Origin of the sequence: Metapseudomonas resinovorans (assembly GCF_002003485.1) — a bacterium.
GTDB classification, from domain to species: domain Bacteria; phylum Pseudomonadota; class Gammaproteobacteria; order Pseudomonadales; family Pseudomonadaceae; genus Metapseudomonas; species Metapseudomonas resinovorans_D.
The window spans coordinates 37,673-60,285 of sequence record NZ_BDMA01000067.1 but is presented as its reverse complement, the minus strand read 5'-3'; the positions used below and the strand labels follow the sequence as shown (position 1 = coordinate 60,285).

Annotated in this window: 24 protein-coding genes; 7 read left to right on the top strand and 17 right to left on the bottom strand. The window is 63.5% G+C overall.

The features are described from left to right. Positions 1–31: 31 nt before the first annotated feature. From MnOB_RS19580 to MnOB_RS19565, 4 genes are all read right to left on the bottom strand, one after another. On the bottom strand, positions 32–937 hold the full coding sequence (locus MnOB_RS19580) for an acyltransferase (RefSeq protein ID WP_077525903.1): 906 nt from the start codon (positions 935–937) through the stop codon (positions 32–34). A 285-nt stretch (positions 938–1,222) separates the two neighbouring features. Next, a complete protein-coding gene (gene pta / locus MnOB_RS19575; protein WP_077525902.1) occupies positions 1,223–3,259 on the bottom strand; it encodes a phosphate acetyltransferase in 2,037 nt (678 codons plus the stop codon). A gap of 22 nt (positions 3,260–3,281) precedes the next feature. Continuing rightward, positions 3,282–4,448: an acetate/propionate family kinase gene (locus MnOB_RS19570; protein ID WP_077525901.1), complete on the bottom strand. Its 1,167-nt coding sequence runs from the start codon at positions 4,446–4,448 to the stop codon at positions 3,282–3,284. Then, positions 4,448–4,774 (bottom strand): DUF3565 domain-containing protein, encoded by a 327-nt coding sequence (locus MnOB_RS19565; protein ID WP_077525916.1) that lies wholly within the window; start codon positions 4,772–4,774, stop codon positions 4,448–4,450. Before MnOB_RS19565 ends, MnOB_RS19570 begins: the two co-directional genes overlap by 1 nt. On the opposite strand from MnOB_RS19565, the gene MnOB_RS19560 reads away from it, so the two are divergent. The 5 genes from MnOB_RS19560 (at position 4,743) to MnOB_RS19540 (ending at position 9,022) form a co-directional block, all read left to right on the top strand. Further along, positions 4,743–5,228: an FKBP-type peptidyl-prolyl cis-trans isomerase gene (locus MnOB_RS19560; protein ID WP_077525900.1), complete on the top strand. Its 486-nt coding sequence runs from the start codon at positions 4,743–4,745 to the stop codon at positions 5,226–5,228. The genes MnOB_RS19565 and MnOB_RS19560 overlap by 32 nt on opposite strands. Positions 5,229–5,354: 126 nt before the next feature. After that, positions 5,355–5,837: a glutathione peroxidase gene (locus tag MnOB_RS19555; protein ID WP_077525899.1), complete on the top strand. Its 483-nt coding sequence runs from the start codon at positions 5,355–5,357 to the stop codon at positions 5,835–5,837. A gap of 159 nt (positions 5,838–5,996) precedes the next feature. Continuing rightward, positions 5,997–6,587: a TetR/AcrR family transcriptional regulator gene (locus MnOB_RS19550; protein WP_234358295.1), complete on the top strand. Its 591-nt coding sequence runs from the start codon at positions 5,997–5,999 to the stop codon at positions 6,585–6,587. Between the two features lie 57 nt (positions 6,588–6,644). Next, complete coding sequence (locus MnOB_RS19545; RefSeq protein ID WP_077525897.1) at positions 6,645–7,754, top strand: NADH:flavin oxidoreductase; 1,110 nt, start codon at positions 6,645–6,647, stop codon at positions 7,752–7,754. Positions 7,755–8,062: 308 nt separating this feature from the next. After that, positions 8,063–9,022 (top strand): DegV family protein, encoded by a 960-nt coding sequence (locus MnOB_RS19540; RefSeq protein ID WP_077525896.1) that lies wholly within the window; start codon positions 8,063–8,065, stop codon positions 9,020–9,022. Here MnOB_RS19540 and MnOB_RS19535 read toward each other — a convergent pair. Beyond that, positions 9,019–10,230, bottom strand: coding sequence for a glycosyltransferase family 4 protein (locus MnOB_RS19535; RefSeq protein WP_077525895.1), 1,212 nt, complete (start codon positions 10,228–10,230; stop codon positions 9,019–9,021). The genes MnOB_RS19540 and MnOB_RS19535 overlap by 4 nt on opposite strands. A 363-nt stretch (positions 10,231–10,593) precedes the next feature. On the opposite strand from MnOB_RS19535, the gene MnOB_RS19530 reads away from it, so the two are divergent. Then, complete coding sequence (locus MnOB_RS19530) at positions 10,594–10,956, top strand: hypothetical protein (protein WP_077525894.1); 363 nt, start codon at positions 10,594–10,596, stop codon at positions 10,954–10,956. 73 nt (positions 10,957–11,029) lie between these two features. On the opposite strand, the gene cysZ is transcribed toward MnOB_RS19530, so the two are convergent. Beyond that, positions 11,030–11,776 (bottom strand): sulfate transporter CysZ, encoded by a 747-nt coding sequence (cysZ, locus tag MnOB_RS19525; RefSeq protein WP_077525893.1) that lies wholly within the window; start codon positions 11,774–11,776, stop codon positions 11,030–11,032. 301 nt (positions 11,777–12,077) lie between these two features. Here cysZ and trxB point away from each other — a divergent pair, with 301 nt between their 5' ends. Further along, a complete protein-coding gene (trxB, locus tag MnOB_RS19520; protein ID WP_077525892.1) occupies positions 12,078–13,025 on the top strand; it encodes a thioredoxin-disulfide reductase in 948 nt (315 codons plus the stop codon). 250 nt (positions 13,026–13,275) lie between these two features. On the opposite strand, the gene MnOB_RS19515 is transcribed toward trxB, so the two are convergent. The 11 genes from MnOB_RS19515 to MnOB_RS19465 all read right to left on the bottom strand — a co-directional run bounded on the left by MnOB_RS19515 (position 13,276) and on the right by MnOB_RS19465 (position 22,431). Next, positions 13,276–13,863, bottom strand: a complete 588-nt coding sequence (locus tag MnOB_RS19515) for a putative glycolipid-binding domain-containing protein (protein WP_077525891.1) — start codon at positions 13,861–13,863, stop codon at positions 13,276–13,278. A 172-nt stretch (positions 13,864–14,035) separates the two neighbouring features. Next, positions 14,036–14,377 carry a HopJ type III effector protein gene (locus MnOB_RS19510; RefSeq protein ID WP_077525890.1) on the bottom strand — a complete coding sequence of 114 codons (342 nt, stop codon included), beginning with the start codon at positions 14,375–14,377 and terminating at the stop codon, positions 14,036–14,038. After that, complete coding sequence (locus tag MnOB_RS19505) at positions 14,374–14,667, bottom strand: DUF1244 domain-containing protein (protein ID WP_077525889.1); 294 nt, start codon at positions 14,665–14,667, stop codon at positions 14,374–14,376. Before MnOB_RS19505 ends, MnOB_RS19510 begins: the two co-directional genes overlap by 4 nt. Before the next feature lie 87 nt (positions 14,668–14,754). Beyond that, the gene (gene folX, locus MnOB_RS19500; protein WP_077525888.1) at positions 14,755–15,126 is read right to left on the bottom strand and encodes a dihydroneopterin triphosphate 2'-epimerase; all 372 of its coding nucleotides are present in this window, start codon (positions 15,124–15,126) and stop codon (positions 14,755–14,757) included. Between the two features lie 3 nt (positions 15,127–15,129). Next, positions 15,130–15,690: a GTP cyclohydrolase I FolE gene (gene folE / locus MnOB_RS19495; protein WP_077525887.1), complete on the bottom strand. Its 561-nt coding sequence runs from the start codon at positions 15,688–15,690 to the stop codon at positions 15,130–15,132. A gap of 22 nt (positions 15,691–15,712) precedes the next feature. After that, on the bottom strand, positions 15,713–16,423 hold the full coding sequence (folM, locus tag MnOB_RS19490; RefSeq protein WP_077525886.1) for a dihydromonapterin reductase: 711 nt from the start codon (positions 16,421–16,423) through the stop codon (positions 15,713–15,715). Between the two features lie 80 nt (positions 16,424–16,503). Next, positions 16,504–17,073, bottom strand: a complete 570-nt coding sequence (locus MnOB_RS19485) for an antibiotic biosynthesis monooxygenase (RefSeq protein WP_077525885.1) — start codon at positions 17,071–17,073, stop codon at positions 16,504–16,506. A 219-nt stretch (positions 17,074–17,292) separates the two neighbouring features. After that, positions 17,293–17,721, bottom strand: a complete 429-nt coding sequence (locus tag MnOB_RS19480; RefSeq protein ID WP_077525884.1) for a TetR family transcriptional regulator — start codon at positions 17,719–17,721, stop codon at positions 17,293–17,295. After that, on the bottom strand, positions 17,718–19,610 hold the full coding sequence (locus tag MnOB_RS19475; RefSeq protein WP_077525883.1) for a site-specific integrase: 1,893 nt from the start codon (positions 19,608–19,610) through the stop codon (positions 17,718–17,720). The genes MnOB_RS19480 and MnOB_RS19475 overlap by 4 nt, the downstream gene beginning before the upstream one ends. Further along, entirely contained in the window at positions 19,607–21,283 is a 1,677-nt protein-coding gene (locus MnOB_RS19470) for a hypothetical protein (RefSeq protein ID WP_077525882.1), read from the bottom strand. The genes MnOB_RS19475 and MnOB_RS19470 overlap by 4 nt, the downstream gene beginning before the upstream one ends. Continuing rightward, a complete protein-coding gene (locus MnOB_RS19465) occupies positions 21,283–22,431 on the bottom strand; it encodes a tyrosine-type recombinase/integrase (RefSeq protein WP_077525881.1) in 1,149 nt (382 codons plus the stop codon). Before MnOB_RS19465 ends, MnOB_RS19470 begins: the two co-directional genes overlap by 1 nt. Positions 22,432–22,613 lie beyond the last annotated feature (182 nt).

Genomic DNA, 22,613 nt, shown 5'->3' with positions numbered 1-22,613 from the left:
CCCGCCAATCGGCGGGCTTTTCGTATCCGGCTCAGGCTGCCGGGAATTGCTGGTGCAGCCTGGCGAGTTGGGCGTCCTTGGCTTTCCACAGGCGATTCACCCATTGCTGGAAGGCCAGGCGGTACTGCTCGTCCTGGTCGTAGTTCTTGCCGATGAATTCGCGGGGAATCTCCAGCTTCTCGATGCGCACCACCACCTGGCGTAGACGGCCGGCCAGCAGGGCCCAGAAGCTCGGGTTGCCGTCCGGGTAGTGGATGGTGACGTTGACCAGCGAGTGCAGCTGCTCGCCCATGGCGTCGAGCACGAAGGCGATGCCGCCTGCCTTGGGCTTGAGCAGGTACTGGAAAGGCGAACCCTGTTCGTCGTGCTTGGCGCGGGTGAAGCGGGTGCCTTCGAGGAAGTTGAAGATTCCCACCGGGTTGTCGCGGAACTTGGCGCAGGTGCGACGGGTGGTTTCCAGGTCCTTGCCTTTCTTCTCCGGGTACTTGGCCAGGTAGGCCTTGGAGTGGCGCTTCATGAAGGGGAAATCCAGCGCCCACCAGCACAGGCCGATCACCGGGACCCAGATCAGTTCCTGCTTGAGGAAGAAACGCAGCAGGCGGATGCGGCGGTTGAACAGGTGTTGCAGGACCAGGATATCCACCCAGCTCTGGTGATTGCTGGTAACCAGATAGCTGTGCTGGTAATCCAGTCCGGCCAGGCCGTCGACGTCCCAGCGGGTGTCGCGCACGAGGCGCATCCACAGCTTGTTGCAGCTGATCCAGCCCTCGGCGATGAAGCTCGCGGCCCAGTTCAGCATGCCCTTGGTGGCACGAAACGGCAGCAGCAGCTTCAGCAGCGTGACGGCGAACAGCGGTATGCACCAGAACAGGGTATTGAGCGCCAGAAGGACAGCTGCCAGGGCGCCGAGCAGGGGAGAGGGGATAAAGCTGAGCATGGAAGGGTGGAGCCTCACCGTGGGTGGTCGTGGCCACCGCGTCATGGATAGGGCCCGCTGCATTCCATGACTGCGGGCAGAATGGTGGCAAAGGTTAACGGTTGTTCACTCAACTGCAAGCGCGAAGGGTGACCGGGTGGTCGGGAGCGAGGCTAATTCGGCGGCTCTGTTGTAGGGGCGAATTCATTCGCCAAGGGCTGCGCAGCAGCCCCGGTCGAGTCAGGCGGGCAGACCTTCGGCCTGCTTGGCGAATGAATTCGCCCCTACAGAGAGAATTCCCCTTTGTCAGCTTTCGTTACTGCACGCAGCCTGGATCGCCGTCAGGGCGATGGTGTGGATGATGTCGTCCACCAGCACATTGCGCGGCAGGTCGTTCACCGGCTTGCGAAGGCCCTGGAGCATCAGGCCGGCGCTGGCCACGTGGTCGCCCAGTTGCGCTTCCTTGTAGGCCGCATCGCCGTTGGCAAGGTCGGGGAAGACGAACACCGTGGTGCTGCCATCGCGGCTGGCGGTGGCGTAGGGCAGGGGCCCTTCGATGGGCAGCTCGGGGCGGGCGACGCGGGCCAGGCGGGCGGCTTCGCGGACCTTGGCCAGTTCTGCTTCATCGGTTGAGTCGCAGATCATCGCTACCCGCGGCGTTATCCCCAACGCCTCGGCGGAGTCCGCACTCTGCAAGGCGATTTCCGCCAGGTCGCTGGCGTCGGGGTCGGGGTTCACCGCGCAGTCTCCGTAAACCACCACCTGTTCCGGCAGCAGCATCAGGTAGACGGAGGATGCGATGCGGTAGCCGGGCGCCGACTTGATCAGCTGCAGCGCCGGGCGAATGGTGTTGGCCGTGGGATGGATGGCGCCGGACACCAGCCCGTCCACTTCATCCAGGGCCAGCATCATGGTGCCGAGTACCACGTTGTCCTCCAGCTGCGCGGTGGCCATGGGGGCGTTGAGGCTCTTGGTCTGGCGCAACTCCACCATGGGCTGCACATAGCGTTCGCGAACCTTGTCCGGATCGAGGATTTCCAGGCCAGCGGGCAACTCGATGCCTTGCGCCTGGGCCACGGCGCGCACGTCGTCCGGCCTGGCCAGCAGTACGCAATGGGCGATGCCCCGTGCCTGGCAGGCGGCGGCCGCCTGCACGGTGCGCGGCTCGCTGCCTTCAGGCAGGACGATGCGCTTGCCGGCGAGCTGGGCCTGCTGGATCAGGCGGTGGCGGAAAGCCGGGGGAGACAGGCGCGGTGTCGCGCTGGGGGCGCCGCAGCGGGCGCGCAGCCAGTCGAGGTCGAGGTTGCGGGCGACGAACTCGGTAACCTTCTCCGCGCGCTCGCGGTCGTCCACCGGGATTTCCTTGTTCATCCGGTTGAGGTTGGTGGCCGTGTCATAGGTACCGGTAGCCACGCCCAGTACCGGCAGCCCGCCTTGCAGGGCGCCACGGCAGAGTTCCAGGGTGCGCGGGTCGGGCTGGATGTCGCTGGAGAGCAGCAGGCCGGCCAGTGGTACGCCGTTCATTGACGCCAGGCTGGCGGCGAGGATGATGTCGTCGCGATCGCCCGGCGTCACCACCAGCACGCCCGGCTTGAGCTGCTGGACGGTATTGGGCACCGTCCGTGCGCAGACCACGATCTTCTGCACGCGGCGCTGGTCGAAGTCGCCGGCATTGATCACCTGCGCCTGCAGCAGGTCGGCGACGTCGCGGGTTCGCGGGGCATTCAGCTCGTCCAGCCAGGGCACGCTGCCCAGCAGGCGGAAGTCGTCGCCGCGCAGCAGGGGCGACTGCTCCTTGAGGCGGCGGGCGAACTCGTCGTCGCGCACCTTGTTGAGGATCACCCCGAGCACCTTCGGGTCACGCGGTCCGCCGAATTGCTGTGCCTGGATCTCCAGGCGGTCGGACAGCTCAGAGAGGCTCTCGTCTTCGGGGGCCGACACCAGGATCACATCGGCGTCCAGGCTCTTGGCCAGATGGAAGTTGATGCGCGCGGCGTAGCTGGCGTGGCGGGTCGGCACCATGCCTTCGACGATCACCACGTCCTTGTCCTGCGCGGCCTGCTGGAACAGGCCGGTGATGTCTTCCAGCAGCTCGTCCAGCTGGCCGTCGGCGAGCATCCGCTCCACCTGGGACTGGGCCAGCGGTACCGGTGGCTTGAGGCCGTGGGTACGCGCCACCAGCTCAGTGGAGCGCTCCGGGCCGAGGTCGCCGGGATGGGGTTGGGCCACCGGTTTGAGGAAGCCGACTTGCAGGCCGGCCAGCTCCAGGGCGCGCACCAGGCCCAGGCTGGTGGAGGTCAGACCGACGCCGAATCCGGTCGGGGCGATGAAAAAACAGTGCATGGGGCTCCTTGGCGAAAACGGTTCAGGCGAGCAGGCCTAGGGTGTCGAGGGCGATCTGGCGTTCTTCGTTGGTCGGCACCACCAGCACGCGCGGATGGCCACGCTGATGGATGGGGCCGGCGATGCCGCGCACGCAGCGGGCATTGGCTTCGCGGTCGATGGCCAGGTTGAGCAGCTTCAGGTGGTCCACCGTGCGGCTGCGCACAAGGGGTGAATTCTCGCCGATCTCGCCAGTGAAGATCAGCCCGTCCAGCTGCGGCAGGGCGCAGCTCACGGCCGCCAGGGTCTTGGCCAGGCGGTAGCAGAAGACTTCGATGGCCAGGGTGGCGCCGGCGTGGCCCTGGTCGCGGGCCGTCTCCAGGCTGCGCATGTCCTTGGCCAGCTCGGAGAGACCGAACAGGCCACTTTCCTGGCGCAGCACCTGGTCGATCTTTTCCAGGCTCCAGCCCAGGCTGCGATGCAGTTGGGTGTAGAGGTGCGGGTCGATATCGCCACAGCGGTTGGCCATCACCAGGTTCATGCTGGCGTCGCGGCTCTGGCCGTTGACGATGGCACAGGCGGAGCTGTGCTCGCCGAGGTGCGCGGAAAGCCAGCAGCTGTCTCCGAGGGCGAGCCCGGCCAGTTCGGCGGCACGGCGACTGACGAAGCGGTGGCTGTTGCCGTGGAAGGCATAGCGGCGCAGGCCGTGGTCACGGTAGACCGCATCCGGCAGTGCGAGGCGGTAGACGTGCTCGGGCATGCTCTGGTGGAAGGCCGTATCGAACACCGCCACATGGGGCAGGTTTGGCAGCAGGTGCATGGCGGCTTCGATACCGATCAGGCTGGCCGGCATCTGCTGCGGCGCCAGGGGCACCAGGGCCTTCAGTCGGCGGATCACCTGGGCATCCACGCGGCAGGCGGAGTTGAACAGTTCGCCACCGTGCAGCACGTGGTGGCCGACGCCGTGCAGCTTGCCGCCGGCCGCAGCCTGGACGATGGGCATCAGCTGCGACAGCGCGGAGCGATGGTCGGCGTTGGGGATCATCAGGCTGTCCTTGTCGCCGCCGCGCTGCCAGCGCAGTTCGGCATTGCGGCTGCCGAGCCCGTCGGCCATGCCGTGGAGGATGAACTGACTGTGGGCCTCGTTGACCAGGGCGAAACGCAGGGACGCCCTGCGGGCGTGGATCACCAGGATGTTGCGTGCAGGCATCAGGTTTCCTCGGTGGGGACGGCGGCCAGCCCCTGGGCACACCAGCCGCAGGGGAAGAGGCGGCCCAACTGGTCGGCGCGTTTTGCGGGGTCGAGTACCCAGGCACGCGACTGCCAGGGAGGCTGGTGCCGCAAGTGCTGAGTATGGCCGCAGGAAAGCACCGCTACCCAGTGACCGTCCTCGTCTTGCCTGTAGCCGACCAGGCGGGGCCGCCCGTCAGCGTTCGGGTCGCAATCGCCTGGCCGCGCGGTTAAACTTGCGCTTTCATCATTCATTTGCAGAAGGTCTCGCACCATGCTGATCGCCGCCAACAAGGCCGTGTCCATCGACTATACCCTTACCAACGACGCCGGTGAGGTGATCGACAGCTCCGCCGGCGGCGCCCCGCTGGTGTACCTGCACGGCGCCGGCAACATCATCGCAGGCCTGGAGCGCGCCCTTGAAGGCAAGCAGGTTGGTGACGAGTTGAATGTTGCTGTCGAGCCCGAAGATGGTTATGGCGAATACAGCGCCGAGCTGGTCGCTACCCTGGACCGCGCCATGTTCGAAGGCGTCGACCAACTGGAAGTCGGCATGCAGTTCCACGCCTCCGGCCCGGACGGCAGCATGCAGATCGTCACCATCCGCGACATCGACGGCGACGACGTCACCGTTGACGGCAACCACCCGCTGGCCGGCCAGCGCCTGAACTTCAAGGTCAAGGTCGTCACCGTACGTGACGCCAGTGACGAAGAGATCGCCCACGGCCACATCCACGGCGAAGGCGGTCACCACCACTGACCGATCGTCCGCGACTGTCGACCCGGCAATTCGCGAATCGGCTGCTAAGCTGAAAAAACCGAAAAGGCGCCCCGGGGCGCCTTTTTTGTCTGCTGTGAAATCCCTGAGATTTTCGAGGAGTCAGTCATGAGTGCCTTTCACGACCTCAATCTACGTGCGCTCGACGGTCAGGACCTGCCGTTGGCGCCGTACAAGGGCCAGGTGGTGCTGGTGGTGAATGTCGCCTCCAAGTGCGGCCTGACGCCCCAATACGCTGGGCTGGAAAAGCTCTATCAGCAATACCGTGACAAGGGTTTCACCGTGCTGGGTCTGCCGTGCAATCAGTTCGCCGGGCAGGAGCCGGGCAGCGAGGATGAGATCCGCGAGTTCTGCAGTCTGAACTACGGCGTGACCTTCCCGCTGGGCAGCAAGATCGAGGTCAACGGTTCGGCTCGCCATCCGCTGTATCGCCTGCTCGCGGGTGAGGGCGCCGAGTTTCCTGGCGAGATCACCTGGAACTTCGAGAAGTTTCTCGTCGGTAAGGACGGCCGCGTGCTGTCGCGTTTCTCGCCGCGCACCGCACCGGACGATCCCGCGCTGATCCAGGCTGTCGAAAAGGCCCTAGACTGATCCAACCCCCCCCCGCACTCATGAACGCTTGACCGTAGGAGCCAGCAAGCTGGCTCCTACGGTTCCTCCACGGCAGTATCTTCCCCCGGCTTTTAGTGCCCGATCAGCGTCGTCAATAGTGCTGGGCAGAGCGAGACGACCGGTCATATGCTCGCCGCCATGACCAGTATCCGACTCGACAAACGCGACCTCATTCTCGCCAAGGGCTCCCAGGTGATGACCCGCCGTGGCTACCACGGCACCGGCGTGCAGGAGATCGTCCAGGCCGCGGGTATCCCCAAGGGCTCCTTCTATCACTACTTCGCCAGCAAGGAAGATTTCGCCCTGCAGGCGCTGGAACACCTCTACCTGCCACGCCTGGATCGTTATGCACAGGCGCTGAGCAATTCCGCACTGAGCCCGTGCCAGCGCATCCTCGGCTACTACCGCGAGCTGCTGGGGCACTTCTCCAGCCGCGAGAAACCGGAATACCACTGTTTCATCGGCAGTCTCGGCTTCGAGATGGCCGAACTTTCGCCTGCCATCGGCGAACAGGTGGAACGCATCCTCCAGGGCTCGGTGGACATCCTCCAGGCCTGCCTGGAAGAGGCCGTTGCCGCTGGCGAACTGTCCGCCGATGAGGACTGCGCCAACCTCGCGGCCTTCATCACCAATGCCTGGCAGGGCGTGCTCACGCGCCTGAAGGTAGGCGGCGGCACCGCACCCATGAATGCATTCGTCGACCGTCTGGAGCTGCTGCTCCGGGCGTAATTTTTCAATGCCTTGAAACCGAGACGACCGGTCATATGGCCGGCCACAGGAGAACCCATGACCGCTCCCGTAAAAGCCCTCTTCGAACCCTTCCGCCTCGGCGGCCTGGAACTGCCCACCCGTGTGGTGATGGCACCCATGACCCGCTCCTTCTCGCCGGGCGGCGTGCCCAACGCCAAGGTGGTGGAGTACTACCGTCGCCGCGCCGCTGCGGGTGTCGGCCTGATCATCACCGAGGGCACCACCATCGGTCACAAGGCCTCCAACGGCTACCCCCATGTACCGCGCTTCTTCGGTGAAGACGCCCTGGCCGGCTGGAAGGAAGTGGTGGATGCGGTACACGCCGAAGGCGGCCGCATCGTTCCGCAACTCTGGCACGTGGGCAACGTGCGTCGCCTGGGCACCGAGCCGGACGCCAGCGTTCCCGGCTACGGCCCGACGGAAAAAGTGAAGGACGGCCAAGTGGTCGTCCACGGCATGACCAAAGACGACATCCAGGAAGTGGTCGCCGCCTACGCCCAGGCCGCGCGCGACGCCCAGGCCATCGGCATGGACGGCGTGGAAATCCATGGCGCCCACGGTTACCTGATCGACCAGTTCTTCTGGGAAGGCACTAACCAGCGCACCGACGAATACGGTGGCAGCCTGGCCAACCGCTCGCGCTTCGCCATCGAAGTGATCCAGGCCATCCGCGCCGCCGTTGGCCCGGACTACCCGATCATCTTCCGCTACTCCCAGTGGAAGCAGCAGGACTACACCGCGCGCCTGGTGACCACATCCGAAGCCCTGGCTGATTTCCTCAAGCCGCTGTCCGACGCCGGTGTGGATATCTTCCACTGCTCGACCCGCCGCTTCTGGGAGCCGGAATTCGAAGGCTCCGAACTCAACCTGGCCGGCTGGACCCGCCAGCTCACCGGCAAGCCCACCATCACCGTCGGCAGCGTCGGCCTGGATGGCGAGTTCCTGCAGTTCATGGTCAAGACCGACAAGGTCGCCCAGCCGGCCAATATCGAAGGCCTGCTGGAGCGCCTGAACAAGGAAGAGTTCGACCTGGTCGCCGTGGGCCGCGCCCTGCTGGTGGACCCGGACTGGGCAGTGAAGGTGCGTGAAGGCCGCATGCAGGACATCCTGCCATTCAGCCGGGATGCGCTGGGTAGCCTGGTGTAAGGCACTGGAATGAAGAAGCCCCGCTTAGGCGGGGCTTTTTTTGCCCGGATGGAGCTACTGCCTGCCCCATTGCCCCCTCACCCCCGGCCCCTCTCCCGCAAGCGGTAGAGGGGTGACTCGCGCCTGGCACGCGGCATCCATCCTGCACGGAAGGCCCCCTCTCCCTCTGGGAGAGGGCTGGGGTGAGGGCAGCATCCGCCACTCAGACTTCCACCAAACCCTCTTTCAGTTGGGCTGACATCCCGTCCTCCCGCGGTCACTGTGCGCGCACCACAACAAGCGCCGGCACACCGGCCGAAGGAGTCACCATGCGCATTGGCCTGGTAGTGGATGCCACCTGCGACCTGCCCCAGGATTTTCTCCTCGCACACCGCATCCCGGTGCTGCCCATTCGCATCCGGCTGGGTGAGCATTCCCTGGTGGATCGCCGGGTGCCCCAGGCGACTCAGGCCTTCTACCGCGAGTTGCTGCCCAAGGTTGGCGCGGGCGATCGCAGCGAGCCGCTGCAAGTGGTGGAGATGCAGGAGTGGTTCCTGGAAGAGCTGGTCACCCGTTTCGACCATGTGATCTGCCTGACGATTTCCGCCCAGCGCAGCGCGATCTTCGAGCACGCCACCCAGGCCTCCTTCGGCCTGCTCCAGCGCTATCGCGACCGTCGTTCGGCGGCTGGCGTGGCCGGGCATTTCGCGATGCGGGTGGTGGACGGCGGCAATATCTTCGCCGGCACCGCTGTGCTGGCCGCCGAGGCGGTGCGACTGATCGGCGATGGTGCCCATCCCAATGCCGTGCGCGCGCGGCTGGAGCAGTTGGCGGGCCAGGTCTGCACCTTTCTCCTGCCGGACGATCTGGGTCATCTGCGCCAACGCGGATTCCAGAAAGGCGAGCGCAGCGGCCTGCTCGATCACCTGCGAGGTGCGGCATTGGGGCTGGGTTCGCTGCTGGATGTGAAACCGGTGATTAGCGTGCAGCAGGGCGAGGACAAGCCTGTGTCACTGGCCCCCAGCTTCGACAAGGCGGCGGAAAAGCTGCTGGCTCACGCGAGATCGCGGGTATTGGCGGGTGAGCTGCTGGCACCGCAGCTGTGCATCAGCTATGCCGGGGAACTGTCGCTGGTACGTGATCTGCCAGGCTTCGCCGAACTGGAGGCAGCCTGTGTCGAGCGCGGAGTTGCCCTGCATCTGGCGATGCTGAGCCCTACCGGGGCGATCAACCTGGGACGAGGTGCACTGAGCCTGGCCTTCGCCGCGCCACCGGCTGCGTTCTCCTAGGCCTGCGGCGGCAGGCCGCTGCCGGCCGGGACTTCCAACTCCGGACGGCGTGCATGTAACAGGTACTGCTCGAACTGCTGGACGATGGCCTCCCAGCCCTGACGGCCGGCATGCATGCGCGCGTTGAGGCGTACGCGACGCAGGCACTCCGGGTCTTCCAGCAGCCAGGTGGCAGCCTCGACGAAGCTGCTCGGCTCGTCCGGCAAGGCCAGTGCACCGTTGTGCCCATGGCGAATGTGCTGGGCTGCGGCCGCCTGGTCGAAGGCGACCACCGCCAGCCCGGAAGCCAGGGCTTCCAGCACCACGTTGCCGAAGGTTTCCGACAGGCTCGGGAAGAGGAACAGGTCACCGGATGCATAGTGCCGGGCCAGCTCCTCGCCGCGTTGCACGCCACAGAAGATGGCGTCCGGTAGCGCGCGTTGCAGAGCCGTGCGTTGCGGACCGTCGCCCACCACCACCAGCTTCAGTCGCAGCTGTGGATAACGTTGCTGCAGGCGCTGGAAGGTCTCGCCGAGCAGGCCAAGGTTCTTCTCCGCAGCCAGCCGCCCGACATGGATCACGGCGATCTCCTGCTCACCCACGCCCCACTCTGCGCGCAGTTCCGGGCAGCGGCGGGCTGGGTTGAACAGCTGGCCGTCCACACCTCGCGACAGCAGTTGCAGGCGCTCGAAGCCGCGCCGGGTGAGGTCCTGCAACTGGCTCACGCTGGGCACCAGGGTCAGCCGCGTGGCGTTGTGGAACCAGCGCAGGTAGTTGGTCAGCAAGCGGGTCAGCAGGCCCGCGCCGTAGTGGCCGGTGTACTGCTGGAAGTTGGTGTGGAAGCCACTGACCACGGGAATCCCCAGGCGCCGGGCAGCACGCAGGGCGGAGAAGCCCAGCGGCCCCTCGGTGGCGATGTAGAGCACATCCGGCTTGCGCTGGCGCCAGCGGCGCAACAGTTTGTGCAGGCAGGACTGGCCCCATTGCAAACCGGGGTAGCCCGGCAGCGGCCAGCCGCGGATCAGCAGCAGCTCATCGTCGCTCCGGCGGCCCTGGTCGCAGGACTGGCGCGGACGCACCAGCTGCAGCCGGTGTCCGGCGACGCGCAGGCCATCACAGAGGCGGCCAAGGGTATTGGCCACGCCGTTGACTTCGGGCAGGAAGGTTTCGCTGATCAGCGAGATGTACAGGGGCGCTATGGTCATGCAGGCAGTGTCGTTGCCGGCGATGTAGCCCGTGTGACAGCTGGATGACCGATGAATGACGTGGCCTCCGGGGGCAGTTCAGGGGCGGTAGGGACCCGCCTGAAGGGACGCCTGTCGCCCGCTACCGGGTGCTTCGCGGGACCCTCCTAGACTTGTCAGGGCATATCCCTCATGCCGGGGGGCCCCGTAATCCTTTGATTCCAGGCACAGGCCAGCGGATGGCCCGGCAGTGAGCACGTCCCTCCTGACGTGATGGGCAATGCATCTGCGCCGGACCCTCACCGGCGGCGGATCGATCCAGCCGACGGACTTTTCACGTTCCGAGGCTGGGCGCCCCCGCCTCTACGACCAGCTAGAGGCTCACTCTGAATCTCCCGGAGGTTCGAGATGAACAAAGTGCTCCTTATAAGCGGCTTCGCGGCCTGCCTGCCGCTGATGGCATTCGCCGACGCCAGGATGGAGGCCGAACTGAACGGCCTTGATATCGACCTGATGCTGAGTGCGCCGTTGATCCACAACGTCGAAGCTTCTGCCATCAGCCGGGGCGCCAGTCAGATTCTCAAACTCACCAACCGCGGTGCGCAAGCGGCCCAGTGCGAGGTTGTACCGGGAGTGGCCGACGCCATGCGCCCGGCGGGCAAGCGAGTGCGGCTCGAACCGGGCGCCAGCGCGCTGATTATCGTGGACAGCCGGCCAATAGGTCGGAGCACGAATTCCAGGCTTTCCTGCACCCCCGAACGGAGCTCATAGCCCCATCCCCGGCAGGGTGCCCACGGGTTTCACTGGGTACCTTGCCGCGACTCGCGGTGATCGAGCCGCTGCCTTACTTCACCAGCGCTTTGTCGCCGCCCTCGCGTACCCAGAACAGCGTCGCGCCAGCGACAGCAGCGGGCATCATCAGGATGTTCACGAAGGGAATCATCAGCGCGAGGTAGGTGGTGCCGCCAAATCCCAGGCTCTGCCAGCGCTTTTCGCGCAGCCAGGCGAGCATCTCGTTCCAGCCCAGCTTGTGGTTGTCCGCCGGGTAGTCGATGTACTGCACCGCCATCATCCAGACGCCGAAAACGATCCACAGCGGCGCGGCCAGCAGGTTCACGCCCGGAATGAAGGACAGGATCAGCAGGGCTCCGGCACGCGGGAGGAAGTAGGCCAGCTTGCGCAGCTCACGGCCCATGGTGCGCGGGATCATCGCCATCAGCTCGCCCCAACTGAAGGCCGGGAAGTCATCCTGGCCGCGAACGACCACTTCCACCTTTTCCGCGAGGAAGCCGTTGAACGGCGCGGCGATGATATTGGCCAGCATGGTGAAGCTGAAGAACACCAGCACCAGTACCAGCAGCACGAAGAGCGGCCAGATCAGGTACTGGAGGAAGCTCAGCCAGTCCGGAAGGCTGGGCATGAAGGCATCGACCCAGCCACTGAATTCCCCTACGGCGAAGCCGATCAGTCCGGCGAACAGCAGCAGGTTCACGCTCAGTGGCAGCAGGACGAACAGCCGCAGCCCGGGGCTCAGGATAAGCTTCAGTCCTTCGCCCAGGTATTGCGGCCCGGATAGTGCGGGTGCAGGCATGGTGGTTCCCCAAGGTTGCAAACGCGCCGACCTTAACGGCTTTGCCGGCGCCGTGGAAAGCCCGGAAAAAGCTCGGAACAAATTTGCTCGCCGTTATGCAAATAGCTGCGTCCTATGGCGTGGATTGAGAGCGGGTATTTCCGCTATCGAAGGGCGCTCGGTAAGCTTGCGCCCATTCCTGGCCAATCGCTGATCTCTAATCGGTCGTGGCCAGACCCGGTTCAACGGGGCCACTGCATCCAAAGCCTTCCCCAAGTGCCGCAGCGGCCCCTTTTTATGCCCAGCTGGGCGGGAGTCAGCCATGTCCGAAGCACGTCATTCGCGGGTCATCATCCTCGGTTCCGGCCCTGCCGGTTACTCCGCGGCTGTCTACGCCGCCCGCGCCAACCTCAAGCCGCTGCTGATCACCGGCATGCAGGCGGGCGGGCAGCTGACCACCACCACCGAAGTCGACAACTGGCCGGGCGACCCCCACGGCCTGACCGGCCCGGCGCTGATGCAGCGCATGCAGGAACACGCCGAGCGCTTCGAGACCGAGATCGTCTTCGACCACATCAATGCCGTGGACCTGGCCGGCAAGCCCTTCACCCTGGTCGGTGACAGCGGCACCTACACCTGCGATGCCCTGATTATCGCCACCGGCGCCAGCGCCCGTTACCTGGGTCTGCCCTCGGAAGAGGCGTTCATGGGCAAGGGCGTTTCCGCCTGCGCCACCTGCGATGGTTTCTTCTATCGCAACCGCGAAGTGGCGGTGGTGGGTGGCGGCAATACCGCCGTGGAAGAGGCGCTGTACCTGGCCAACATCGCCAGCAAGGTGACCCTGGTGCATCGCCGCGAGACCTTCCGTGCCGAGAAGATTCTCCAGGACAAGCTGAAGGCGCGCATCGCCGAAGGCAAGATCGAGCTCAAGTTGAATGCCGAAGTGGACGAAGTGTTGGGTGATGCCATGGGAGTCACCGGCGTGCGCCTCAAGCGCAACGATGGCGGCACTGACGAGCTGAAGGTGGACGGTCTGTTCATCGCCATCGGCCACACCCCGAACACTTCGTTGTTCGAAGGCCAGCTGACGCTCAAGGACGGCTACCTTGTGGTCAACGGCGGCCGTGACGGCAACGCCACCGCCACCAATATCCCCGGCGTGTTCGCGGCCGGCGATGTGGCCGACCATGTCTATCGCCAGGCCATCACCTCGGCCGGCGCCGGCTGCATGGCCGCCCTGGACGTCGAGCGTTACCTCGACGCGCAATAAGATTCAGCCTGATGAGAAAAAGCCCCGCGAATGCGGGGCTTTTTCTTTTGCCTCTGGCCCACTTTCAGGGTCGATCGCTTTAACTCGGTCTGGACCGTAGGGTGCGCTGTGCGCACCGACCTCCGGATCAGCTTCGGCGCCAGGTCAAACCGCCGGTGCGCACGGCGCACCCTACCCGATCGGCTTCATCCGGGGTTCCCAAGCTCAAATGAATTCGCCCCTACAGGGGCGGGCATGGCTCCGCCAGGCGTCAGGCCCATGTATTCAACGACAGCGTCCGCGCACTCATGCGCTGGTACAGCCCCTGGGCTTCCACCAGCAGGGCTTGCCGGTCCACGGTCAGTTCGATCGCCTTACGGCCTTCCGCCTCGCAGCGATACAGGCTTTGCTGGGGCTGTTGGCGCAGGCATTGGTAGCGCATGCGGCGGGCTTCGACGCGCATGCTCGACAGGTCGATGTAGGCCACATGCAGCTGCTCGCTCTGGCCCGTTCCCAGGTCGCAGCGATGCAGCGCCGGCGTGTGGGTGAAGGGGGTGCCGGAGAGCATCACCAACTGGCATGGGTCGAGATCGCGGCGGTGCTGGCCGTCGAGCAGCCAGCGGCCTCGGATGTCACGGCTCAGGCGCAGGCTGCGCGAGCCCTGGTTTTCCACTTTCAGCCAGAGGTGACGGAAGCGCCAGCGCGGGTCGCTGTCCAGTACGTAGGTGGCGGCAATGCTGTGGCCGTTGCGGTTCTGCAGCAGGTGGCTGCTGGCATGGATACCGGTTTCATCCATGGACAGACGCAGGCTTTCCACGCCGGCCGTCGTCAGGGGTTTCCACACGAGGGTTTGCTGCATCCGAGCGCTCCGTCAGAGAAGGTGATGCTTTTTCCTGTGGGGATTGCGCTTGCGCCACAGCTATCTGATGAGAATCCTACGCGTTTGAGAGGAAGATTGATGTCAGCCATTGCTGACAGAAAGCGGAAGCCAAAGCGTAAGAAAGCCGCCCCGGACGGGGCGGCGAGGGGAGTCAGGCCTTGCGTTGCAGCGACTGGCGCTCGAAGCGCACGCCCGCCAGGCCGGTATTTATCAGGGCGCGGATATTGCCGTGGTCGCTGCCTTCAGGAGTGGCCAGCACGGCACGGTAGTGCTCGCCGAAGGCCAGCAGGGTTTCTTCCAGGCTGAAGCCTTCCAGCAGCGCGAGGCCGAGGGTCTTGCAGGAGCCTTCGTTCTGGCCGGCGGCGTTTTCCACCGGACCATTGCTGAAGGCGCTCTGCTGGTAGTCGTAGCCCTCTGCGATGAAGGCCAGGGTGTCGGCGAAGACGTGCTGGTCGCTGTGCAGGCGGGCGCGGAAGTCGTTCAGGTTGCTCATTCTTTGTTCGCTTTGTTGAAGGCCGCTTGCTGCTCGGCACTGGCTTCTTTCTGGTACTTGGCTTTCCAGTCCGCGTAGGACATGCCGTAGATCTCTTCGCGCGCCTGGTCCGGAGTGACTTCCAGGCCCAGGTCGTCGGCGGCGGCCTTGTACCACTTCGACAGGCAGTTGCGGCAGAAGCCGGCGAGGTTCATCAGGTCGATGTTCTGGACATCGGGGCGGCTGCGCAGGTGTTGAACCAGACTGCGGAAGGCGGCGGCTTCGAGTTCAAGGCGTTCTTGCTCGGTCATGGCAGGATTCTCCTGGGGCTTTCGGGAGGGAGTGGCCGGCATGATAAGAGCCCTCCGTGGCACCGGCAAACAGGTCTGTTCACAGACTCATCGGTGGCTGGACAGGGTGATCGATACCGACTCGGCGAAGCGCAACGCGTGGGGCTTGTCCACTTCGACTTCGGCATAGCGCACGCTGGGGTTGGCCATGACCAGGTCGAGGATTTCCTGGGTCAGGCGCTCCAGCAGGGCGAAGCGGTTTTCTTCGACGTGACGGATGATCGCCTTGGTGATGGTGCGGTAGTTCAGCGCGTGGTCGATGTCGTTGTCGCGCACCGCTTCAGTGGCCGGGTAGAGGATGGTGAGGTTGATCAGCACATCCTGCTTGTTGAGGATTTCCTCCTCCTTGATTCCGATGAAGGTGCGCAGGCGCAGGTCCTTGACGCGGATTCGCGCCATTCCAGGCTCCAGTCTCGGCATGCTCTAGTTGCTCCGATTGATCAATTTCAGGAATTCGTGGCGGGTGTTCTGGGACTCCCTGAAGGCGCCCAGCATCACCGAGGTGCTCATCACCGAGTTCTGTTTCTCCACGCCGCGCATCATCATGCACATGTGCTTGGCCTCGATCACCACCGCGACGCCGGCGGCACCGGTCACCTGCTGCAGCGCATCGGCGATCTGGCGGGTGAGGTTCTCCTGGATCTGCAGGCGGCGGGCGAACATGTCGACGATCCGCGCGACCTTCGACAGCCCCAGCACTTTGCCGGTGGGAATGTACGCCACATGGGCCTTGCCGATGAAGGGCAGCAGGTGGTGTTCGCAGAGGGAATAGAGCTCGATGTCCTTGACCGTCACCATCTCGTCGTTGTCCGAGGCGAACAGCGCGCCGTTGACGATCTCCTCCAGGCTCTGCTCGTAGCCGTGGCAGAGGTAGCGCATGGCCTTGGCCGCGCGTCCCGGTGTATCGCGCAGGCCCTCGCGGTCCGGATCTTCGCCCAGGCCCAGCAGGATTTCCCGGTAGTGCCGGGACAACTCGTCGCTCATGGTGGCAGTCCTTGCAGCCGCCTCATTTCAGATGGCGGCCGCCGTTGAGGGTCAGTGTCGTTCCAGTGACGTAGGGGTTGTCCAGGAGATAGCGCAGCCCCTGGTAGACCACTTGTGGACCGGGTTCGATACCCAGCGCCGATTTTGCCAGGGTCTTCTTGCGATACGCGTCGTCGTCGTCGGCATTGAACATCACCAGTGCCGGGGCGATGCCGTTGACCTTGATGTGCGGGGCGAAGCGGGAGGCGAAGGACAGCGTGAGGTTGTCCAGTCCGGCCTTGCTGGCGCAATAGGCGATGCGCTTCTCGCTGCCACGGCGGGCCACGTCGTCACTGAGGTGGATGATGTCCGCCGGGCTGCTGCGACGCAGCAGTTCCTCGCAATGCAGGTTGATCAGGTAGGGCGCCAGCATGTGCACGCTGAACATGCGCTGGAAGGCTTCGGCTTCATGCCCCGGAGCCTCGGTCAGCCAGTCCGAGGCATTGTGGACGATGGCACGCAAGCTGTCTGTGCAGCCCTTGAGTTCAGTGATGAAGGCGAGGATGCCGGCTTCGCTGGAAAAGTCCGCCTGTAGCGCCAGGGCGCCGCGTTCGCGCAGGTGCTGCACGCCGTCGCGCTCGGTGCGGTAGCTGATGATCACCGGCTGGCCCTCGTCCAGCAGCCGTTCGGCACAGTAGAGGCCGACGCGCTGGCTGGCGCCGGTGATCAGGATGGGGGCAGCGGGTCGACTCATCGACGCCTCGAAATCTGAGGACCATGGCCGGCCACGTTATACCAGGGGTGGGGCTTGTACAAATCCCCGGACGGCAAGCTTCAGCGCGGCTGCACCGCCGCCTGGTTGCGTGCCATGGCCGCGCGATCGCCCTGCAGCCAGGGCGCCAGCAGGCGGGTTGAAAGCGGGATGAACCAGTAGGTCATCAACGGCGTCAGCACCAGGGTGCTGAGCAGTATCCGCACGGCCAGCGGCAGGTCGCCCAGCCAGCCGCCGAACAACAGGTTGAAGGCCAGGGAGACGGGGAAAAAGGCCAGCCAGATGGCCACGCTCTGCTTCCAGCGCGGTGGCCGTTGTTCGGCCTTGCCGAACCAGGCGTCCAGGCCCAGGGCGCGATGCTCGTGGGGCTGCTCGAACAGACCGGTGCCGCGTGCAAGCCAGGCGCGGCGAGAGGCGGAGTGCTCCCAGGCGGCCATGGTCGGCTCATCGGCGAAGCGGAAGATCATCTGGAATTCGTCATCTTCCGGCGGCGGTGCGAGCACGCCTGAGCCGAGATAACCGGGAAAATCGGCGGCCAGTTGCTCGCCTTCGCGTAGCCAGGCCATGAAGTCGTGGTAGCGCTCGCGGGCGACGCGACGGGCCACCATCAGGGTGACGGGATCGGCAGACATCGTGTATCTCCTTGCATCCGGTGCCCGCCCGGGTAGGGCAGTGGCACATCACGCAGCGCCGGGGTGGTGGGCTGCGCTGAAATAGAGGCAATCATTCTGGAGCCTTCCTAACTGTTAGAGTAGTTTTATCTTCCGTAAATCAACAGTTTACCCAATCTAACGTTATTGGCGCTTCTGCGGTGCAAACAGGGGAGTGGCTGCTCATCCAGGCGGATCAATCTAACGATGTGGCTTCCTAGCATCCAGATCGACCACCTTGCGGTCGTCCATCTTGGCCTTAAGTACACGGTTCTTGTCCAAGAGCACCTCGTTTAATGATGCGAGATTGGCGACCTTGGCCCGCAGTTCCTTGATCTCCTGACGGTAGGCTGCGGACTTCTTGCGCTCGGCAATCAAGTCCTGGTGCTTCACATCACGCATGGCGCGGCTGGAGCGCCCCTGAGCTTCGCGAATAGCCTCGGCAATATTTGGGTAGTGGTTATGGATCAGCGCCGTCGATACGCCCGCCTCGCGGGCGATTGCAGTGATGGTAATTTTAGTTGCTCCGGTATGAGCACGGCCCTGCTGGATGCGGAAGAGGGCGAGTCTTAGATCCTTCTCACGATGCTCGGCCGGCTTATACTTGGCTGCCTTTTCCTTGGGCCTCATGCGATTAGTATCTCTGGATCGATGCCCAGCTGGGCCAGTACGTCACGGCAGCGTTTCATGTCGCGCTCAACGCGTTGGCGACCGCTCTCGCCAATGTCCGGACAATGCAGCAGCTCTTTCAGATCCTCGTAGAGTCGTTTGTAAAAGGGCGTGTGGGGGCGTCCGATAACGGCATTGCTGCAACCGTTGCCGCAACGTGTGGGGTCAAGGGTATTACCGACACAGTCGCCATCGTCCGCTGTACACCAGGCATGGCCGTTGCTGCGGATCGCGGTACTCTCGGTAATGGACTTCAGCATCGAGGCGCGATCTTTGAAGATCAGCAGGTTCTGCGGCTCCCGCTGCCACAGCTTGAGTGCGTGGCCATAGCCGCCGGTCAGGGGGCCGTCCCCCAACCAGTTATCGACGACACCGAGCTTGATATCGTCCAGCTCCAACTGAATATCGGTGTACAGCTCAAGATCGAGATACTGCCCCCAACTGTCGTCCATGGCATAGCCCAAGGTCATGTCCAGCGACCAGTGCGCGTAATGTTCCTTGAGGTAGAGCAGGTCACCAAAGCGGCTGTGCGCAGCATAATTGGCGAACTTACGGCGGAACTGGTGGCTGGCGAGATTCCAGTTCAGCCCGCAATCCTTGGCGAATGCTTTGAGGTGGCCGTTCCACGTAGAGTTGGAAAGCGTGCGTATCTGATTGTGCTTTTTCAGAACTACTCCGAGAAAGATCGCATGGCGGTGCTGATGCGCCTCGACGATTTGCGGATCAAACGGGTTGGCCCGGCGGCGCAGCACGATCTCGGCGGCAATTATGGTCTGGAAGGGCGCGGCCCAGCGTTCCATCAAACGCAAGGCACGCACGGCGGCCTCGGGGATCATCCAGTCATGGATACCGGCATCAGTCTTTTCCGACCGTGAGCGCATCCAGTGGTAGATGCTGCCCTCATCGTCCTGAGTGCGATGGTGTGCCCCCAATTGCACGCCGGCTAGTTCATGGTTGCGACAGCCGGAGGTGCTGGCCAGGACGATGTAGCAAGCCGTACGCAGGTCAATCAGCGCTTTGTTGAATGCTCTCACACCGCCAATCCAACCAAGGGTGTCCAGGTGGTGGTTCTTGGCCCGATTAATAGTCTTGGGACTTTGTCCCATTCGCTGGTCCTTTCGCTGAGCTATGAGGGCATCCAGCGCATCGCGCCGATCAAGCAGATGTTGGCCGCATTCAACCTGCTGGTAGGCCCGCTCGAACAGGGTGCAGAACACATCATCGGGGAGCAGCGGAGTCTTGTTGCCCTGAACACCACGGCCGGTAAGCCCCGCCAACGCGCCCGCGGAAGTCTCGGGCCAGGGATGCTGTGGCATTGGGGTATCGGTGTACTGGCTGAGTTCATGAAGCGCCTCGACGGCGTAGAAACGGTAACGTAGCGTTTCCCGCGATAGCGGTTTGCCCTTGTGCCGGTGCGTCTTGCAGGCAACCAAATAACTAGTGCAGACCAAAGGTGTCACTGCGCCAAAGTGGTCAAGCTTGAGCGCTTCCAGGTGGCGCAGAAATGGCAGTGCGCAGGAGTAAACTTGTCGCAGGATACTGCCTTTAGGCCGACTCGCTCCGCGGCGTCCACGCCGTAGGTAACGGTACAGCATTGCCTTCATTGCTATCCGAAACGCTGGCGGCACGGTGCCGAAGCTCAGGCGCTTTTTGCTGGCCTGTACGTTGCTGGTGAAACCGTCGAGTTGCCAGATGTTGTCGCCGTAGCAACTGAGGATGACCCAGTGCCCATCAACCTGCGTAGCGCTGATGATCAGGGCGTCGCGTTCGGACTCGAGGAGCCCGCGCACATCCTCCGGCTGGGCGGCAACGACTGCCCAGTGTAGCGCCGACAGGGTGTTGTCGCTCATGCAAAGACCTCCAGGCTGTCGATCAAATCAACCGACCAAAACGGGTGCGGGCGCGTGCGGGCGCGCTCGCGAGCGGCCTCTATGGCTGCGACCTTGAAGACGCCGCGTCGCAGCCCCTCGGCAACAATGTAGTGGTCGATCAAGCGGGGAATGTGGGCGTACTCCCGTGCCCAGCGGCGCTTGTCCATGCGCGAGCGCTCGGCCAGTACGCGGAAGTAGAAGCTGAAGAGCTTGTACAAATCCTCGGCGGTCACCGCGTAGTGCTTGCAGCGCAGGCAGTTCATGAAGTTCATGCAAGTCGCGCCCTCGCGCTTCGGAGCGTACTGGCCGTGCACCGGGTTGGCGCAGTGGCCCATCGGGGTGTCCTTGTGGGTCGCACCGATGGTCTCGGTCAGCAACTCCTGCACTAGGATCTCGCCCATGAATCGCCAGTTGCGACGGGCGTTCTCGCCGGGCGCCAGGTAGTGTTGGTCGGCCACCTGCAAGGTATTGCCGAGGGCCGCGGCGGTGGTCGCCAAATCTCCATTGGTCAGCTCGAAGATGCGGTTGGCGAAGGTTTTGCGCAGGCGCGAGACGTTGATGCGCAGTGGATTTCCGTCGCTGTCAGTCAGGCCATGTTCGGTTACAAGACGGTTTATCGCCGACGCCAACGTATTTGAGCTTAATGTCGTGACTTGGCCGAAACTCTTGCCGGCGCGACTGCGATACAACCATACACGGTCCTTGAGGTCGTCCGGGGCCTCAGCAACGAGGGGCTCGGTTAGGGCCATTATTCGGCGAATCAGGCGCTCCACGTTGGTTCGCACGCTCGGTGTGGACTCCAGCAGGCGCTCGGCGTCCGATTCGGCGCGCAGGGCCACCTTGCTGGTGTTGTAGCCGCGCCGCTTCCACAGCATCAGGAACATTGTGTTGTCCTTGGGATGCGGGCACAGGCAGTTGCGGCCCATTTCCAGCAGTGGCGTGGTATTGCGTCCTGTATGCAGCGCCACGACCAGCAGGGCGAAGGCAAGCAGATCGGGGGTCAGAGGCGCATCGTCGGCCCAGATTGGCTTGATTGCCTGCTTGAGCGCAACGGTGAACGCCTGTCGCTCGCGCTTGGACAGCGCCGTCTCGCCCTTGGCCTTGCGATGAAGATTCGGGAAGGGATTGCGTGGGAAGGTGGCCGCATCGCCGGAAGTGGCCAGGAGAATCAGTCCACGCTGCCCTAGGGCGTACAGCACAGACTTGGTATGTGTGTAGACAATCTTCTGAGCGGAAGTCGCCACGCCGACTCCGGCCAGATTGCCGAGGTAACCGTCGATCAGGTTCCGGTTTACATCGGCTAGGGTCAGGTCACGACCGAAGGCCGTCGCCCGCAGCACACAGCAGTCGAGGAAATGGCGTAGTCCACTGCAGTAGCCAGTCACTGTAGTGGTCGTGACGGCACCGTCCTGGCCGGCAAGAAAACGCTCGATCTGGCGCTGGCAGGCGTAGGTAATCGGGTCGATGCCGGCACCGTACCAGCGGGCAAAGTCGAAGCTCCGTAAGCTAGAGGTGTTCCGCCCGAACTCGACTTTGGTGTTCGTCGGCGGGATTGCCTCAGGCAGAATGACCACATTGCTTGCCACGTCGTGGCGGTACTCGACTTGCGGGACACTAAGATCGGTCTTGGCAAATACCTTGCGCTTGCCCATCAAGGCGCCCCCGCCAGTGCGTTCAACTCGTCGTCATAGGCCAGCACGGCTTCGTCGGCCATTTCGTTGATCAGGTGCAGGTACACCATGGTCGTCTGAATCGAACTGTGGCCGAGTTGCCGCTGTACGAACACCAAGGGTTCTATCCCGCTCGCACGGTTGCGCTGAAGGTTGACCAGGGTATGGGTGGCATAGGTATGCCGGAGCATGTGGGTGTGGACTTTGATTCCGGCCCGCTTGCCCGTCTCGCTGATAATCCGATTGAGGCTCTTGCCGTCCTCGCCATAGGGTTCCCCGGACTGGTTGAGCAATAGCGTCCCTTGAGGGGTTTTGCTCAGCGAGGCACGCTCGCCGCGTACCTTCGTCACATAGCGGTAGAGTTCGGCCATAAACTGACGGCTTACGTAAATCTCTCGCGGCTTGCTGCCCTTGGTCGCCATGCCGCTGCCGTCGTACGGATCGAGGAGAATGCGGAGATTGCGCTCGGTTCGTACTGCCTTTTCCGGGTCAGAGACGTAGACCAGCGGGAAGGTAGCGATTTCCTCGCGGCGCAGGCCCGTATACAGCGCCAAGCGCATCATCATCCTGTGATGGGGGTTCTCCGTTGCAGCCAGGAGCGCCTTTACCTCTTCTATGCTCAGGAACTTGGGCAGGATCTTGGGTTTACGCGGCATCACATCATTTGCCATGGCTTTGCTGCCACTGGCATCGATATGTGCAAGGAAGCCTGTTTCGCGCCTCACGCTGCGTTCCTCGTAGGCGAAGGGCAGGCGCTTCACCCACCCTTCCTTCAGCGCGAATTTGTAGAACTCACAGATGTAAAACAGGCGCTGGTGGGTGGTGTTGGGTGCCAATTTGCACGCCACCTGGCAGTAGTCCCGATAGGCCGCAACAAGGCTCTTGGCCTCGCCACGATCAACGTCACGCCAGTCCAGTTCATGGGCCTGGAGAAAGCTGAAGAAGTCGTACAGGGCGCGTCCGGTGCTGGGCCAGGATCGCTTGGAGCCAATCACTCCGCGAAGCAGGTAGTGACGAAAGAATTGATTGACCGGGACGCAACTCTCCATCGAGTCCCAAAGCAGAATGGGGAACCCCGGATAGGGTTGCCCAGCGATCACCAAATCCTCAGTAGCCCATGCAAGCTCCATCCGACATTCCCCTGCATTGGGCAGACACCCAGACTCTTCGTCTTCTCTGGCAGAGTTGGGCCATTAAATTGGCCCATGAGCACCATCTAAGTACTAAGTCGATGAAGTTCTTAGCGTCTGTTTTTGATTAAAAGTTGAAAATTAAATTAACGAGACATTGCGTCTCGATGAAGCCGGCTGCT